Annotated in this window: 15 protein-coding genes and 1 pseudogene; 11 read left to right on the plus strand and 5 right to left on the minus strand. The window is 40.1% G+C overall.

All coding sequences use genetic code 11. The features are described 5' to 3' along the window. The first annotated feature begins 83 nt into the window (after positions 1-83). Genes EXS92_RS06050 through folP form a run of 5 tightly spaced genes read left to right on the plus strand, consistent with a single transcriptional unit; the run spans position 84 to position 4,099 of the window. On the plus strand, positions 84-557 hold the full coding sequence (locus EXS92_RS06050; protein WP_000902575.1) for an RNA pyrophosphohydrolase: 474 nt from the start codon (positions 84-86) through the stop codon (positions 555-557). Further along, positions 551-1,768, plus strand: a complete 1,218-nt coding sequence (locus tag EXS92_RS06055) for an aspartate kinase (RefSeq protein ID WP_165515874.1) — start codon at positions 551-553, stop codon at positions 1,766-1,768. Before EXS92_RS06050 ends, EXS92_RS06055 begins: the two co-directional genes overlap by 7 nt. Continuing rightward, on the plus strand, positions 1,765-2,307 hold the full coding sequence (gene hobA, locus EXS92_RS06060; RefSeq protein WP_165515875.1) for a DNA replication regulator HobA: 543 nt from the start codon (positions 1,765-1,767) through the stop codon (positions 2,305-2,307). The genes EXS92_RS06055 and hobA overlap by 4 nt, the downstream gene beginning before the upstream one ends. Next, positions 2,304-2,960 carry a DNA polymerase III subunit delta' gene (locus EXS92_RS06065; protein WP_165515876.1) on the plus strand — a complete coding sequence of 219 codons (657 nt, stop codon included), beginning with the start codon at positions 2,304-2,306 and terminating at the stop codon, positions 2,958-2,960. Before hobA ends, EXS92_RS06065 begins: the two co-directional genes overlap by 4 nt. Then, positions 2,957-4,099, plus strand: coding sequence for a dihydropteroate synthase (gene folP, locus EXS92_RS06070; protein WP_165515877.1), 1,143 nt, complete (start codon positions 2,957-2,959; stop codon positions 4,097-4,099). Before EXS92_RS06065 ends, folP begins: the two co-directional genes overlap by 4 nt. Positions 4,100-4,192: 93 nt before the next feature. On the opposite strand, the gene EXS92_RS06075 is transcribed toward folP, so the two are convergent. Continuing rightward, the gene (locus tag EXS92_RS06075) at positions 4,193-4,654 is read right to left on the minus strand and encodes an HP1233 family protein (protein WP_165507879.1); all 462 of its coding nucleotides are present in this window, start codon (positions 4,652-4,654) and stop codon (positions 4,193-4,195) included. Between the two features lie 349 nt (positions 4,655-5,003). Between EXS92_RS06075 and EXS92_RS06080 the strand changes: the two genes are divergently transcribed. From EXS92_RS06080 to EXS92_RS06100, 5 genes are all read left to right on the plus strand, one after another. Continuing rightward, positions 5,004-5,900: a DMT family transporter gene (locus EXS92_RS06080; protein WP_165515878.1), complete on the plus strand. Its 897-nt coding sequence runs from the start codon at positions 5,004-5,006 to the stop codon at positions 5,898-5,900. Positions 5,901-5,903: 3 nt separating this feature from the next. After that, a complete protein-coding gene (locus EXS92_RS06085; RefSeq protein ID WP_165515879.1) occupies positions 5,904-7,151 on the plus strand; it encodes a glycosyltransferase family 39 protein in 1,248 nt (415 codons plus the stop codon). A 78-nt stretch (positions 7,152-7,229) separates the two neighbouring features. Continuing rightward, positions 7,230-7,781, plus strand: a complete 552-nt coding sequence (locus EXS92_RS06090; RefSeq protein ID WP_001237425.1) for a DUF507 family protein — start codon at positions 7,230-7,232, stop codon at positions 7,779-7,781. Further along, the gene (gene carA, locus EXS92_RS06095) at positions 7,781-8,908 is read left to right on the plus strand and encodes a glutamine-hydrolyzing carbamoyl-phosphate synthase small subunit (RefSeq protein WP_165515880.1); all 1,128 of its coding nucleotides are present in this window, start codon (positions 7,781-7,783) and stop codon (positions 8,906-8,908) included. Before EXS92_RS06090 ends, carA begins: the two co-directional genes overlap by 1 nt. 166 nt (positions 8,909-9,074) lie before the next feature. Further along, on the plus strand, positions 9,075-10,079 hold the full coding sequence (locus EXS92_RS06100; RefSeq protein WP_097557482.1) for a formamidase: 1,005 nt from the start codon (positions 9,075-9,077) through the stop codon (positions 10,077-10,079). Between the two features lie 78 nt (positions 10,080-10,157). On the opposite strand, the pseudogene EXS92_RS06105 reads toward EXS92_RS06100, so the two are convergent. From EXS92_RS06105 to alaS, 4 genes and pseudogenes are all read right to left on the minus strand, one after another. Then, positions 10,158-10,410: pseudogene (locus EXS92_RS06105) on the minus strand (hypothetical protein). 145 nt (positions 10,411-10,555) lie between these two features. Next, complete coding sequence (locus EXS92_RS06110; protein WP_165515881.1) at positions 10,556-11,032, minus strand: hypothetical protein; 477 nt, start codon at positions 11,030-11,032, stop codon at positions 10,556-10,558. A 113-nt stretch (positions 11,033-11,145) separates the two neighbouring features. Further along, positions 11,146-11,718, minus strand: a complete 573-nt coding sequence (gene maf / locus EXS92_RS06115) for a septum formation inhibitor Maf (protein WP_165515882.1) — start codon at positions 11,716-11,718, stop codon at positions 11,146-11,148. Position 11,719: 1 nt separating this feature from the next. Next, a complete protein-coding gene (alaS, locus tag EXS92_RS06120; protein WP_165515883.1) occupies positions 11,720-14,263 on the minus strand; it encodes an alanine--tRNA ligase in 2,544 nt (847 codons plus the stop codon). A gap of 118 nt (positions 14,264-14,381) precedes the next feature. Here alaS and EXS92_RS06125 point away from each other — a divergent pair, with 118 nt between their 5' ends. Continuing rightward, positions 14,382-14,612, plus strand: coding sequence for an HP1242/YdcH family protein (locus EXS92_RS06125; RefSeq protein WP_000468330.1), 231 nt, complete (start codon positions 14,382-14,384; stop codon positions 14,610-14,612). Positions 14,613-15,075: the final 463 nt, after the last annotated feature.

A 15,075-nucleotide genomic window follows, 5' to 3' on the forward strand; every position in this document is an offset into this window, starting at 1 on the left:
AATGGCATTCTTAACCCTACTTAAAGCCAGCATGCATTATAATACCATCTTAATCAAACAAGAAAGAGCTAAAATAAAGACCTATGCTACATAAAAAATATCGTCCTAATGTTGCGGCTATCATTATGTCGCCAGATTACCCTAATACATGCGAAATTTTTATCGCTGAGCGCATAGATATTGAAGGAGCGTGGCAATTCCCCCAAGGGGGCATTGATGAGGGCGAAACCCCTTTAGAAGCGCTCCATAGAGAATTATTAGAAGAAATTGGCACGAATGAAATAGAGATTTTAGCGCAATACCCCAGATGGATCGCCTATGATTTCCCAAGCAATATGGAGCACAAATTCTATTCGTTTGACGGGCAAAAGCAACGCTATTTTTTAGTGCGCCTAAAGCATGCTAACAACATTGATTTGAACAAGCACACGCCAGAATTTAGAGCTTACCAATTCATCCATCTTAAGGATTTGCTTAAAAAAATCGTTCCCTTTAAGCGTCAAGTGTACCGCCAAGTCATTGCTTATTTCAAAAGAGAGGGGTATTTAGGGTGTTAATCGTTCAAAAATACGGCGGCACGAGCATGGGTAGCGTAGAAAGGATCCACAATGTCGCTCAAAGGGTTTTAGAAAGCGTTAAATTAGGGCATCAGGTGGTGGTGGTGGTTTCAGCGATGAGCGGCGAAACCGATAGGCTTTTAGAATTTGGAAAGAATTTTAGCCATAACCCTAACAAGCGAGAAATGGACAGGATCGTCAGCGCGGGGGAATTGATTTCAAGCGCGGCTTTGAGCATGGCGTTAGAGAGGTATGGGCATAGGGCCATTTCCTTGAGCGGGAAAGAAGCGGGTATTTTAACCAGTTCGCATTTTCAAAACGCCGTGATCCAATCCATTGACACCCAACGCATCACAGGGCTTTTAGAAAAAAACTACATTGTGGTGATCGCTGGGTTTCAAGGCGCTGATATTCAAGGCGAAACAACGACTTTAGGGCGTGGAGGGAGCGATTTGAGTGCGGTCGCTTTGGCCGGGGCTTTAAAAGCGCATTTGTGTGAAATCTATACGGATGTAGATGGCGTTTATACCACCGATCCGCGCATTGAAGAAAAGGCTCAAAAAATCGCGCAAATCAGCTATGATGAAATGCTTGAATTGGCTTCTATGGGGGCTAAAGTGTTGTTAAACCGCTCGGTAGAATTAGCCAAAAAACTCAGCGTGAAGTTAGTGACTCGCAATTCGTTTAACCATAGCGAAGGCACGCTCATTGTCGCTGAAAAAGACTTTAAAGGAGAACGCATGGAAACCCCTATAGTGAGTGGGATCGCATTGGATAAGAATCAGGCTCGTGTGAGTATGGAGGGCGTGGAAGATCGGCCTGGCATTGCCGCTGAAATCTTTGGCGCTTTAGCGGAGTATCGCATTAACGTGGATATGATAGTCCAAACGATCGGCAGAGACGGCAAAACCGATTTGGATTTTACGATCGTCAAAACCCAAATAGAAGAAACCAAGCAGGCCTTAAAGCCTTTTTTAGTGCAAATGGATTCCATTGATTATGATGAAAATATCGCTAAAGTTTCCATAGTGGGCGTGGGCATGAAGTCGCATTCTGGGGTGGCGAGCATCGCTTTTAAAGCCCTAGCCAAAGACAATATCAATATCATGATGATTTCCACAAGCGAGATTAAAATTTCGGTTTTGATTGACATTAAATACGCTGAATTAGCGGTTAGAACCTTGCATGCGGTGTATCAATTAGATCAATGAAAAATTTCTACGACTGGATCAAAGAATTTGTGCGCGATCAGGGGGAGTTTATCGCCCAACAAAGCGGGTGGTTGGAATTAGAGCGATCAAGCTACGCCAAACTCATCGCGCAAACCATTTCGCATGTGCTTAATGGCGGATCGTTATTAGTGAGCGCGGATTCTTCTAGGCGCTGGTTTTTAAACTACATTCTTTCTAACTTAAACCCTAAAGATTTAAAAGAGCGCCCCTTATTGTCCGTCATTGATTTTAACGCTTCTTCTTTCTACCCCAAAAACGATGCGAATCTCTCTCTAGCCACCATAGAGATGACTTATCAAAACCCCATGTTTTGGCATGTTGGGAGGGTTGAAAATGAAAGCTTGAAAACCTTACTACTGAGTAAAATCCCTAGTTTTTTATGGCTTTTTGAAGAGCTTAAAGAAGATTGCCTGCTTTTAAAAGAGCATGATAGTTTGCTAGATTATAAATTATTGCAACTCTTCAAACTCTTTGAAAACGCGCTTTTTAGCGCGCTATACAATAAGGTTACTCTGTGAAAAACTCCAACCGCCTTATTTATACGGACAATCTTGAAGAGAGCCTAGAAGAGACCGCAAGCCTTTTTAAAAATCATATTAAATTCTACACGGAAATTATTGAAAAAGACAAAAAGGTGATCAAAACTTTTAACAAGGATTTTAAAATAGAGCATGCCAAAGAAGTGATTTCAAAGGCCCATCTCAAACACAGCGAACTGAACGCCTTTTTAATCGCCGCTCCTAGCTATGGCATAGAAGCCCAAAACGCGCTTTTAAAAATCTTAGAAGAACCCCCAAATAACGTTTGTTTTATCATGTTCGCTAAAAGCCCAAACCATGTTTTAGCCACCATTAAATCCCGCCTAATCAAAGAAGACAAGCGCCAAAAAATCCCCCTAAAACCTTTAGATTTGGATTTATCAAGGCTGGATTTGAAAGATATTTATGCGTTTTTGAAAAATTTAGACAAAGAAAATTTTGATTCCAGAGAAAATCAGAGGGAAAAAATTGAAAGCCTGTTAGAGAGTATCCACAGACACCAAATCTGTTTAAATGAGCAAGAATTGCAAGCCTTTGATTTAGCGATCAAGGCTAACAGCTCTTATTACAAGCTCAGCTATAATCTTTTACCACTGCTTTTAAGCCTTTTATCCAAAAAGAAAACGCCATGATTGTAAAACGCCTTAACCCTGATGCGCTCAAAAACGCTCTGCAAAAAATAGGCCCAGAAAAGATCGCACAAGATCGCATGCACCAAAAAGGCGTTAGCTTTGTTTTTGAAATCCAACATCTGCCCTTAAGCGCAACGCTCATTTTAAAGCAAGAGGCCATAAGCGTTGGGGGCGATTTTGCCACGCCAAGAGATTGCATTTTAGCTAAAGAGCCTTTTTATGATGGGGTGTTGATTGCGAACGCTAACCAATTAGAACGCCTTATTGTGAAGTGCCATTCCCAACCCTTTGGGCTTAAACATTTAGCGCAAGAATTAAAAAGCCACCTCAAAGCCCCTAAGCCTAACACCCCACAGATCATGGCAATCTTGAATCTCACGCCGGATAGTTTCTATGAAAAGAGCCGTTTTAGTAGCAAAAAAGCGCTTGAAGAAATCTATCAATGGCTAGAAAAGGGTATCACGCTCATTGATATAGGCGCGGCCAGTTCAAGACCGCAGAGTGAAATCATTGATCCAAAAACAGAGCAAGATCGCTTAAAAGAAATTTTACTAGAGATCAAATCCCAAAAGCTCTACCAATGCGCGCATTTTAGCATAGACACCTACCATGCCCAAACCGCCCAAATGGCTTTGGAGCATTGTTTTTCTATCCTTAATGACGTGAGCGGTTTTAATAGTATTGAAATGCTAGAAGTCGCACGAGATTACAAGCCCACTTGCGTTTTAATGCACGCTCAAAAAACCCCCAAAGACATGCAAGAAAATGTTTTTTACCACAATCTGTTTGATGAAATGGATCGCTTTTTTAAGGAAAAACTAGAGGTTTTAGAAAAATACGCACTTCAAGACATTATTTTAGATATTGGGTTTGGATTCGCTAAATTAAAAGAGCATAATTTAGCCTTAATCAAGCACTTAAGCCACTTTCTTAAATTCAAAAAACCCCTATTGGTAGGAGCGAGCCGTAAAAACACGATCGGGCTTATCACCGGGCGTGAAGTTCAAAACCGGCTCGCTGGCACTTTGAGCTTGCATTTAATGGCGCTGCAAAATGGGGCGAGTATTTTAAGAGCGCATGATATTGATGAGCATATAGATTTAATCAAGGTGTTTAAGAGTTTGGAAGAAGCGGATTGAACCCAATTTTGGTTTTAATTTAATCAAAAACATTGGTGATAAAAAACGCTCAAAAGCGTTTTTGATGATTAATGCCCCATTTAGCCCTAGCATTCAAAGAACCACATCCATAGACGAAGGGTTGTTGTAAGCGTTTTGGTAGCGTTGCAAAAAATCGTTATGGTTGGTGGCGTTAAAGGTTTGAAAGGCTTTTTTGTGCAAGCCATTCACCGGTTGCTTGGGGGCGCTTTCCACTTCTTTAGAGAATTTCCCGTTATAAAAATCCGTCAAACTATAAAGCGACTGGGCGGCAAGGCGTTTTTGGCTCTCATCCATTCCGGCCGTAGCCCTTAAAAAAGCCTCATACTCTCTATCGCTCATCAATTCTAACACCAAAAAGCCGTAAGTCTCTCGCTTGTCAGGGTTAAAGGGGAGGTTTTCTGTTGGAGCGTCCTTTTTTTCTCGCTCTATTTTTTCTGTGCTTTCAATAGGAGCTAGGTCTTCTTTAGGAGCGCTTTTAGCGTTTAAAAGCCCATAGAGATTAGAATCAAATTGATTGATAGAAGAAACAGCCATGTGAATTTCCTAAAATTGGATTTTACGCTAATATTAAGCAAAATTCATTCCATAATGAGACTAAAAAATTCAAAAAGCGATGGATTAAAAGTTTTTCTAATGGTGGCATTCAAACCCTTTAAAAAGGGTCTAGGAGTTTATTTTCAAAAAGGATTCGTGTTTTTGTGTTTTCATATTTCTATAAGGAGCTTAAAATGGATAAACAAAAGGTAAAACTCCTAGAGCGTTGTTATAGCATGATTTTACCAATCAATGCAACTTTTATGCATTTAGAGCTTAAAAACTTTAATCCTTAATTAGAGATTTTAGGTTAAACTACCCTAAAAATCTTTATTGATGGGTAAAAGGCATGTGTAATACCATTTTATTTGGCGTTTCAATGATACTTTTGGCGAATTTATGCTTTGGGATCATGAGCGCGTTTGTTAAAATCACAGCGGATTATTTTTCCCCTATGGAAAATGTGTTTTACCGCTCCATTACCATGACGCTTTTACTCTTGCTTATTTATCCTTTCAAACCCTACCGCTTGAAGAGTTACAAACAAGGCGGTTTTAAAAAGCTCGCTTTTAGGGTCGTTGTGGGGGGCTTAGCCATGCTGGCGTTTTTTTATAATATTGAAAAAATTTCGCTCGCCACAGCGACGGCTTTCTCGCAATGCGCACCGATTTATACGGTGCTTCTTTCCCCTTTGCTTTTGAAAGAAAAGCTCAAAAGAAGTGCGTTAATTTCTGCATGCATTGGGCTAGTGGGGGTGGTGTTGATTTCAGATCCTAGCGTGGAAAATGTGGGACCGGTTGAAATTTTTATGGGCATATTGAGCGGGATCTTTGTGTCTTTAGCGTATATCACTTTAAGGGATTTGAGGGAATATTACGACAAGCAAGCCGTGATTTTAGCGTTCGCCTTTGGCATGAGCCTTCTTGGGTTAGCGGGCATGTTTGTTGATATTCCTTTTTTATCCACAGGCATTCACATCCCTAGAAAAGAAGACATTTTGTGGATTTCTTTAATAGGGATTAGCGGGACTTTAGGGCAGTATTTCTTAACTTATGCTTACATGAACGCACCCGCTGGGATCATTGCCCCCATTGAATACACCCGCATTGTTTGGGGGCTGTTGTTTGGGCTGTATTTAGGCGATACATTTTTGGATCTTAAAAGCTCTTTAGGGGTGGCTTTGATCTTATGTTCAGGCTTACTCATCGCCTTGCCCGCTCTTTTAAAAGAATTAAAAAAAATTTAAATCATGCAACTAAGCCCCTTACAAAGCGCTCTGTTATATTTCCGCTACTTTATTTATCCGGAAAAAAAAACAAGAAGCTTTGATTTAAGCGATTTAATTTTTATTGTCATGGTTTTTTTTGTCCTAGCTTTGGGGCTGTTGATGAGTGAAGAAATTTCTATCAGCTACAATGAGGCGAAGGACTTTTTTTATAGCAGCGCATGGTTTGTTCAAATCGCTCAAAAAAGTGCCGCCATTTTAGGCCAAAACGATTTGGCTTTAAGATTGCCTTTTTTGATCGCTCATCTCATCAACATGTTTTTATTCTACCTCATAGGGCGAAAGATTTTAAAAAAGCCTAAAGACGCTCTTTATGTGGTATTGACTTACGCTTTATTGCCTGGAGTGAATCTCTTTGCGATTTTATTATCCAAAAGCGTGCTGGTGTTAAGCCTTGGGCTTTTGGTTAGCTATTTGTATATCAAAACCCAAAAAATCCCTTATTTGATCCTTAGCGCTTGCGCGTTTTTAGACGGCGCGTTCATCCCGCTTTTACTAGGGGTTTTTGCCTACGCTTTAAGAAAACGCTATTTTAAGAGCGCGATCTTTATTTTGGTGGTTTTAATTGTGAATACCGCTCTTTTTAGTGGGGATTTCAATAAGGGCTTGCCTAGCGGGTATTTTATAGACACATGCTTAGAACTCATGCTTTTGTATTCGCCCTTATTGTTCCTCTACTACCCTTATACGCTCTATAAAGCCCTTCTGGATAAAAAACCATCGTTACTAGCCTTTATGAGCGCGAGCGGTTGGCTTTTCCCTTTGCTTTTGAGCATGCGCCAAGAGATAGATTTAAAAACTTTCGCCCCCTTAGCGTTAATCGGTTTGCCCTTGTTTATTAAAAGCGTTTTGAATAGCCTTAGGGTGCGTTTGAAGGAATTTAGGGGGCAGTATTATTTGCGCGTTTTTAGTTTGTATCTTTTAATGCTCACTGAAACGCTTTTTTTATGGGGGAGTAAAATTTCTGGCGCTAATGAAAAATTATTAAACCGGCATTTCTTAGCCAAAGAAGTCGCTACAGCCTTGCAATTAAGGGGCATCCATCAAATCCGCACTAACGATAAACAACTCGCTTTAAGGCTCCAATTCTATGGCATTAAAGAAGGGGGGAGATTAAGACTGATTAACACTAAAATTTCTAAAAAACGCCCGGATATTACAATCATCTACGCTGATAAAATTCTACAATCCTATAGTTTGGTGCGCCATTAAACCCATTCTTTAAAAAGCGTTTTATCTAAAAAACGATAAAATACACTCTAAAAATAAATAAAATACGCGAGAAAAACCATGAGACTCAAACTAACCCATATAAACCATATAAGCCATAAGATTGCCAACGACTTTATCCATTCAAAACTATTAGAATTAAAAGCCCCTAGGGAATTATTGTGTGAATTGATAGAAGGGATTTTGGAAAAAAGCGTTAAAAAAGAAAACGCCATAGATGAGCAAGCCAGAGAGCTTTTAGAAGAAAACACCGATGAGATAGAATTCATGCGGATGGATGAAAGGCAGCTTTTTTGGATGATTAAAAGACAGATCGCTCAAAAAGAGGGCTTTCATTTGTTTTGGGAAGAAAGGTGCAGCGATTTATCGCACCAGATTTTGAATAAAATCCTAGATGAAGATTTGATCATGTTTAGCGTGTCTGAAAATTTGATAAGAAACTTGATTTACAAATCCATTGACACCTATTCTAAAGCGTATGAAAGCATTGAAAATGAAGTGCATGAAAAAATCAAGCATTACAAACGCAAACTCCCCGTAGGGAGCGATGAATACGAGTTGGTGTTTGAAAGGCTCTATGAAGAAGAATTAAGACGAAAAGGCTTTTTATAATGGTCTCTCTCTATTTAGAAAACGGGCTTTTTTTGCAAGCACAAAGTTTTGGGGCTAGCGGCACGCAAGTGGGCGAGCTTGTTTTTAACACTTCCATGAGCGGCTATCAAGAAGTCATTAGCGATCCTAGCTATAAGGGGCAATTTGTGGTTTTTAGCATGCCTGAAATTGGGGTTGTGGGCGCTAATTCTAAAGACGATGAATCCTTTTTTTCATGCACAGGGATTTTAGCGCGCCATTACAACGAATTTTTTTCTAATTCAAGGGCAGATTTTAGCCTGAGCGCTTATTTGAAAGAGCGTGGCGTTTTAGGGATTTGCGGCGTTGATACCAGAAGTTTGATTAAAACCTTACGCCATCATGGGTGTTTGATGATGGTCGCTTCCACGATAGAGCATGACAAAAACAAGCTTGAAGAAATTTTAAAAAACGCCCCTAGAATTTCTCACTCCCCCCTAGTGTCTAGCGTTTCTACGCAAAAAATCACCACGCACCAGCACACGACTTTTGATTTCAAAACCCTAGATTACAAGCCTTTTGATGAAAAAACCTCTCATAAAATTATCGCGGTGTTAGACTTTGGGGCTAAGGGCAACATTTTAAACGAGCTTCAAAATGTGGGGTTAAAAGCCCTTATTTACCCGCACCACACTAAAGCTAGCGAGCTGATTAAAGCTTATGAAAAAAAAGAAATTAGCGGAATCTTCCTCTCTAACGGGCCAGGCGATCCTTTGAGTTTGCGGCAAGAAATTGGAGAAATCAAACGACTCATTGACGCTAAAATCCCCATGTTTGGCATTTGCTTAGGGCATCAATTGCTCTCTATCGCGCAAGGCTACCCCACTTACAAACTCAAATTCGGTCATCATGGGAGCAACCACCCCGTTAAAAACCTAGAAACAAACGCTGTTGAAATCACCGCGCAAAACCACAACTATTGCGTCCCTGAAGCAATTGAAGAAATCGCTGTTATCACGCACCGCAATCTTTTTGACAACACCATTGAGGGCGTGCGTTATAAAAACGCTCCCATCATCTCTGTCCAGCACCACCCAGAAAGCAGCCCTGGCCCTAAAGAGAGCCATTATATTTTTAAGGAATTTGTGGAATTGTTAAAGGGCTTTTAGGGGTTTTTAAAACAACACCTATAAAGGTTGAAAAGCGCTTTAAAAATAGATTTAAATCTTTTTATCAAAAAATCTCACATTTACTCTAAATTAGTTCTCTTGTAATAGTATTCTCTCGCAATAATTGTTATTGTTATTGCGACAAAACTTTTTAGAAGGAGTTATTATGGGAAGTATCGGTAGTATGGGCAAACCTATTGAAGGGTTTTTAGTGGCAGCCATTCAGTTTCCTGTGCCAATTGTCAATAGCCGTAAAGACATTGATCACAATATTGAAAGCATTATCAGAACCTTGCATGCGACTAAAGCGGGGTATCCGGGAGTGGAACTTATCATTTTCCCTGAGTATAGCACGCAAGGTTTGAATACCGCTAAGTGGCTTAGTGAAGAGTTTTTATTAGATGTCCCGGGTAAAGAGACAGAGTTATACGCTCAAGCGTGTAAAGAGGCGAAAGTTTATGGTGTTTTTTCAATCATGGAACGCAATCCTGATTCTAACAAAAACCCCTACAATACCGCCATTATCATTAATCCGCAAGGTAAAATCGTTTTAAAATACCGCAAGCTATTCCCATGGAATCCCATTGAACCATGGTATCCTGGGGATTTAGGAATGCCTGTGTGCGAGGGGCCGGGCGGATCAAAATTAGCCGTGTGCATTTGCCATGACGGCATGATTCCAGAGCTCGCTAGAGAAGCAGCCTATAAAGGGTGCAATGTGTATATCCGTATTTCAGGCTATAGCACTCAAGTCAATGATCAGTGGATTTTGACCAACCGCTCCAACGCGTGGCACAATTTGATGTATACCGTGAGCGTGAATTTAGCCGGCTATGACAATGTCTTTTACTACTTTGGTGAGGGGCAAATCTGTAACTTTGATGGCACGACTCTTGTTCAAGGGCACCGCAACCCTTGGGAGATTGTAACCGGGGAAATCTATCCTAAAATGGCAGACAACGCTCGCTTAAGCTGGGGCTTAGAAAACAACATTTACAACCTAGGCCATAGAGGGTATGTGGCTAAACCGGGCGGAGAACATGACGCAGGCTTAACCTACATCAAAGACTTAGCCTCTGGTAAATACAAATTGCCTTGGGAAGATCACATGAAAATCAAAGATGGCTCTATTTATGGCTACCCTACCACCGGTGGGCGTTTTGGGAAATAATCCCTAACCTTGTACTTTTGCTAGAACCTGTTTTTAAAGGTTCTAGCGTCCCCCTATTTTAATTTTTTCAATCAATTTTTACGAATAGTCTTCTATTGTAGAGCATGTAAGACGACCCATAAAAAGCGTAAGCCCCCATAAAGCGATATAACCCACACAAAACCATGTTATTTTTGATAAAGACCACCACCCCATTGCGACTGATAGAGCGCTAAAATCCATAATAATGGCCACAATAGATCATTCCCGCTAAACATGCCAATTTATGAGCATGGTAGTAAGCGCTAATCCCAAAACCACCACCAAGATTGATAAAAGAATACGAGACCAAGACCCCATGACAACTCCTTAAACATCAAATGTTGTATTATATCGCTTTTTTTGTTTGTCAAGGGGGTTTATCAGTTAGATAGAGTGTTTTTAACGCTTATCTTTTAGTGATAAGCCTAAAAACATTGCTTTTTATCATAAGCCAATTATCGGTCATCTAATATACCATTAATAGGTATACTTGGAAATGTTGAAGCGGAGCAAAAAAACACATAAAGAAGAAAATAACCCGTTACTTTCCAAAAAGACCACCCATTAAAACTCCAAATGAGACACAAGCCTATCATTGCTTCAACAACGATGCAAAATAACGACAAAAATCTTAAGCTAGAGATTGAAATTTTTTGCCCTTCTGTGAGCTTGTCTTTTCTAAACGCCTCTTGCAAACCTTTCTCAGCCAACGGCTTGACGCCATCAACGATTGGTTTGGTATCTGGGAAAAAAATACTAATAGCCGCACCTCCAATACCCATAGCAGCAGTAATGAAAGGATTGTTTTGATTGGGATCAGAATTTTCTATCTCTTCCATCTCTCTTTTGAAGCTCTTCCCAGAAAAGAGATATATTCCCCACGCAACCAACCATAAAAGCACCACCGCAACAGAAAAAATAAAATGCGCCAATGCGAGAAACCCTTTAAACATCAAATGCTGGAGTGTATCGTTTTTTTTGTTTGTCAAGGGGGGGTTGGCTAGAAAATAGTATTGTTGAGTGTTTTAAAATAAAATAATAGCGTTTATAACGATGCAATTTTAGCCCCTAATTTTAGCGCCCCTAACAAGCCTTCCACATTCAGCCCCAACCCCACGCTTAAATTCTCGCTTGAGCTTTTAATATAAGGCTTATGAAAGTCCTCTAAACGCACACAGCCCGCACTTTCTTGCCATAAACCGCTCTCTAAATATTTTTCTATTTCGCTACAATCAAACGCCTTTAAACGCGCTCTAAAAACCGATAGATCCAGCCATTCCAACACAGGAGAAATCAATGCCGAGCAGGTTAAAACCTCTATTTCATTGCCATTTTGGCGTTTTAAAAATTCAAGGGCTTCTTGCTTGTTTTTAGCTTTTCGTTGCATGCGATTACCCACGCTCACCACGCTATCAGCCACCACGATAACGCAATTATTCGCAAGTAACTCTTTAGCTTTTTCTAATTTCCCCTTGCACGCCAAATAGACAAACTCCTTAGGGTCTGTGGTTTTTAGGCTTTCTTCATCAAAATAGAGCGCTTTTTGTTCAAACTTAATCCCATGCTCTTTTAAAAGATTCGCCCTAGCGCTAGATTGAGAGCCTAAAATAAGCTCCATGCTATCCCTCTAAAGCTTTAAGAGCGGTATTTTTCGCTAAATTGAGCGCGGCTTGCAAATTTTCAATATCCTTACCTCCAGCGCTCGCAAAATCATCTCTCCCGCCCCCTTTACCCCCTAAAATTTGCGCCACTTCGTTAGCCCATGCGTTCGCTTTTATGGGCGCGTTTTTCACCCCGCATGCGAGAGTTATGCGCTCGTTTTCTTTTTTAAACACCATAGCGAGCAATCTTTCATGCTTACTTTTCAATCGGTCAATCATTTCTTTAATGTCGCCATTTTCCACGACGCCCACCACCAAACTCACGCCATGGATTTTTTCAATCGGTAAATCCATAGAAACGGGAGATTTTTGGCTGTTCTTCACGCTCTCTTTAAGCTTGTTGATGCCGGCTATGACATCGTTATTTTTCAATAAAATCTTAGCGTTTTTAAGCTCTTTACTTTCTTCTTTAGCCAGTTGGTAAAAGGCTTTCCCGCACACCGCTTCAATGCGTCTGACCCCACTACTCACCCCGCTTTCTTTTACAATCCTAAACCCCCCAATAAGCCCGGTATTTTCCACATGAATGCCCCCACACAATTCAATGGACGCTTCTTTGAAGCTCACCACGCGCACATTTTCAGCGTATTTCTCGCTAAATAACGCTAACGCCCCCCTACTTTTAGCTTGATTTAAAGGCATATGCTCCACTTGGCTTTTTAAGTGCTTGAAAATTTGAGCGTTGACTAGATCTTCTACTTTTTCCAACTCTTCATCATTGAGCGCTTTAGCATGCGAGAAATCAAAGCGCAATCGTTTGGATTCCACTAAACTCCCCGCTTGACTCACATGCGAGCCTAAAACCTCTCTTAAAGCGCTCTGTAATAAATGCGTCGCGCTATGGTGTTTGGCTATTTCTAAACGCTCATCGCTCACTTGCACGATCACTTGATCGCCTTTTTTTAGCGCTTTTTTGATTTCAAGAAGCGAAAAATTAAGCCCAAAAAAGTTTTTTGTATCTAGCACTAGAGCCACTTCTTCATCATCTTTTAAAAGCGCACCCTTATCGCCTATAGCCCCCCCACCTTCTGCATAAAAAGGGGTTTTTTCTAACAAGACCCAGACTTCTTGGTTAGGATTTACTTCTGCTATTTCTTTAAAGTCGCTATCAAAAAACCCTAAAACTTTAGCAGAACATTCTGTCGTTTCATACCCCACAAATTCATTAGGCGCATAAGCGTTTAAAATAGCGCTAAAATCAGCGTTGTTTTGTTTGCCTTTCCATGAAGCTTTAGAGCGTTTCACTTGCTCTTGCATGCAATTTTCAAAGCCTTGCATATCCACACACGCCCCATGACTTCTTAGCATGTCGTTTGTTAAATCCAAAGGAAAACCAAAAGTGTCATAAAGCTTGAAAGCGATCTTGCCATCAAAAATCTTATTTTCATTCAAATGCTTTAAAGACAAGTTAAACAATTCCATGCCAGATTCCAAAGTCTCTAAAAAGCGCTCTTCTTCTTCAAAGCACTCTTTCATCACTATTTCTTTAGATTCTTTCAAATACGCATGCGTGTTAGAAAATTGCTCGCACACCACGCCCACGACTTTGTATAAAAACGCTTCTTTCAAGCCCATTAAATACCCATGCCTTAAGGCTCGCCTTAAAATGCGCCTTAGAACATAGCCACGACCTTCCTTATTGAAATGCACCCCTTGAGCGAGCAAGAACGCCACCGCCCTTGCGTGATCGGCCACTACCCTAAAGCTTGGTTTAAATTCGCTCGCATAATCTAAGCTTGTAAGATCGCTGATTTCTGCCATTAAAGGCACAAATAATGAAGAATCAAAATTATTGAGCTTATGCTCTAATAACGCCTGCACCCTTTCTAAGCCCATGCCTGTATCAATGCTAGGCTTTGGCAAGGGGGACAAAACGCCATCATTAGAGCGTTCGTATTGCATGAACACCAGATTCCAAATTTCTAAAAACCTATCGCCCTCGCCCCCAAAATAATCCTCGCTCCCCTTAAAGTGTTTTTCGCCTTGATCAATATAGATTTCACTGCAAGGCCCGCAAGGCCCGCTATCGCCCATTTGCCAGAAATTATCTTTATCGCCCATTTTTTTAATCCTGTCAAAAGGCACAAACTTTTCCCATAGTTTAACGGCTTCATCGTCTTTTTCATGCACGCTGATGTATAAATCTTTAGGCTTAAACCCTAAATTTTTGGTTACAAATTCCCACGCAAACAAGATCGCTTCTTCTTTGAAATAATCCCCAAAAGAAAAATTCCCTAGCATTTCAAAAAGCGTGTGGTGTCTTGCGGTATAACCGACATTTTCTAAATCGTTATGCTTGCCGCCTGCGCGCATGCACAATTGCGAACTTGTCGCTCTAGGGATGCTAGGGCGCGGCACCATCCCAGTAAAAATATCTTTAAATTGCACCATGCCGGCATTGGTAAAAAGCAAGGTAGCGTCATTAGGCACTAAAGGCATGCTAGGATAAATGGCATGCCCTTTATTTTGAAAAAATTGTAAAAATTCGTTGCGAATATCCATGGGTATTCCTTTTTGTCGTTTTATCGCGTGCTTTAAAGCTATTTTATAGCTCTTTTAAGTTGTTTTTTTAAAAAGATAGTTTATTATACTTTAAACATCCAAAATAAAGGAGAAAACCATGTTCCATGAATTTAGAGACGAAATCAGCGTGTTAAAAGCGAATAATCCGCATTTTGATAAGATTTTTGAGAAACACAACCAGCTTGATGACGACATCAAAACCGCCGAGCAACAAAACGCTAGCGATGCTGAAGTCAGCCACATGAAAAAACAAAAATTAAAATTAAAAGATGAAATCCACAGCATGATCATAGAATATAGAGAAAAGCAAAAATCTGAACGCGCTTAAGGTTTAGTCATCTTTGTCAAAACACGCCAAAACGCTTTTAAAAGAGCGTTCTAGCTTCACTGCTTGGTTGGATTTAACGCTTTGATTTTGATTAAAGCGGTAGGTTGTTTTTAGCTTTATTCCCACCATAAACTTTATTAGTTTTAATGTTCTTTACATCATTTTAAAAATGGGGTTTTGTTTTATTGTTTTAGATCTTATTTTGTTGTAAAACGCATTTTCTTAAGTTTTATTTTATTTTCTTAAAAAGATAGGAAGTATTTGAAACCATTCTCCCCCTTTTAACCCCACTAACCCCCCCTAAAGAAGCGCTTTTTTAAAAACTATCGCTTAAATTAGCGTCAAGCTTTTCACTAGTCAATCATCAAAAACGCTAAAAAAGATTTTTCATCAAATCCCCCCAAAAAAACAAAGAATTTAAAAACAAAGAATTTAAAAACAAAGAATTTAAAAACAAAGAATT

Origin of the sequence: Helicobacter pylori, from assembly GCF_011175115.1 — a bacterium.
GTDB classification, from domain to species: Bacteria; Campylobacterota; Campylobacteria; order Campylobacterales; family Helicobacteraceae; genus Helicobacter; species Helicobacter pylori_DF.

Coding starts and splice junctions, on each gene's coding strand:
- EXS92_RS06085 (WP_165515879.1), top strand. CDS start 5,904: ATGCAACTAAGCCCCTTACAAAGCGCTCTGTTATATTTCCGCTACTTT.
- EXS92_RS06125 (WP_000468330.1), top strand. CDS start 14,382: ATGTTCCATGAATTTAGAGACGAAATCAGCGTGTTAAAAGCGAATAAT.
- hobA (WP_165515875.1), top strand. CDS start 1,765: ATGAAAAATTTCTACGACTGGATCAAAGAATTTGTGCGCGATCAGGGG.
- EXS92_RS06080 (WP_165515878.1), top strand. CDS start 5,004: ATGTGTAATACCATTTTATTTGGCGTTTCAATGATACTTTTGGCGAAT.
- carA (WP_165515880.1), top strand. CDS start 7,781: ATGGTCTCTCTCTATTTAGAAAACGGGCTTTTTTTGCAAGCACAAAGT.
- maf (WP_165515882.1), bottom strand. CDS start 11,718: ATGGAGCTTATTTTAGGCTCTCAATCTAGCGCTAGGGCGAATCTTTTA.
- EXS92_RS06090 (WP_001237425.1), top strand. CDS start 7,230: ATGAGACTCAAACTAACCCATATAAACCATATAAGCCATAAGATTGCC.
- alaS (WP_165515883.1), bottom strand. CDS start 14,263: ATGGATATTCGCAACGAATTTTTACAATTTTTTCAAAATAAAGGGCAT.
- folP (WP_165515877.1), top strand. CDS start 2,957: ATGATTGTAAAACGCCTTAACCCTGATGCGCTCAAAAACGCTCTGCAA.
- EXS92_RS06050 (WP_000902575.1), top strand. CDS start 84: ATGCTACATAAAAAATATCGTCCTAATGTTGCGGCTATCATTATGTCG.
- EXS92_RS06100 (WP_097557482.1), top strand. CDS start 9,075: ATGGGAAGTATCGGTAGTATGGGCAAACCTATTGAAGGGTTTTTAGTG.
- EXS92_RS06075 (WP_165507879.1), bottom strand. CDS start 4,654: ATGGCTGTTTCTTCTATCAATCAATTTGATTCTAATCTCTATGGGCTT.